The following is an 828-nucleotide window of genomic DNA, read 5'->3' on the forward strand; positions in this document are numbered from 1 at the left end:
CGGGCCGGGCGCTCGGCCGCCGCCGCCGCGGCCTCGGCGGCCCGGATGCGCGCCCGCGCGTCGCCCCGGCGGTCTTCGCGCCAGCGCTCCGGCTGCACCGCGAGGACGGAGGCGGCCACCGGCGGGCCGGCATCCGGACCGTCCACCACGACGGGCGAGACCGAGAGGCCGCCCGGGCGGGCGATCGTCACCTCGCCGATCCCGGGCCGGACCGCGAGGTCGTCGGCCCCGGCCAGCACCGCCACGCCCTGGCGGCTCGGCAGGATCTCGAACTCGACGAAGCGCCCGCGCTTGGGCATTCCGGCCGTGCGGGGGCCGCGGGCCGTCACCACGGCGACGCGCTCGCCGTCCCGCTCGAGCCAGAGCGCGCCGCCCATCCGGGGCAGCGGCACCGCGATGGCGGGCTTGCCCGCCGGATCGGCGCTGCGCTGCGGGGACAGGACGTCGCCCGACGGCGCGCTGCCGTCGCCGAAGACGAGGTCCCAGCCCTGCCCCTCCCCGGCCGCGAGCTGGGACAGGGTGCCGGCCTCGACGCGGAAGCGCAGGACCGTGAACGGCCCTTCCGCGCGGGGCGGCTCGGCCAGCGCCACCGGGCCGCCCTTGGGCAGCGCCGCGGGATCGAGCCCGACCGGGCCGGGCGTCTCCAGGACCAGGGTGGCGATGCCGCCGCGCTCGTACAGGGCGGCGGCGGGCCGCGCCGCGAACGGAAAGCCGATCCGCACGGTCTCGCCCGAGCGCGACACCCGGGCCTGGACGGGTCCGGCCTGCACCGGGGGCACGGCGGGCTCGGGCGCCGGCGCCGCGGCCCGGGCCTCCGCGGGCCCGGGC

Annotated in this window: 1 pseudogene; it reads right to left on the reverse strand. The window is 81.3% G+C overall.

Annotated elements, in window-relative coordinates:
- Positions 1-828 (reverse strand): annotated as a pseudogene (locus DT057_RS35880) (hypothetical protein); the annotation flags it as partial.

The sequence above is a fragment of the Methylobacterium crusticola genome (assembly GCF_003574465.1).
GTDB lineage: Bacteria > Pseudomonadota > Alphaproteobacteria > Rhizobiales > Beijerinckiaceae > Methylobacterium > Methylobacterium crusticola.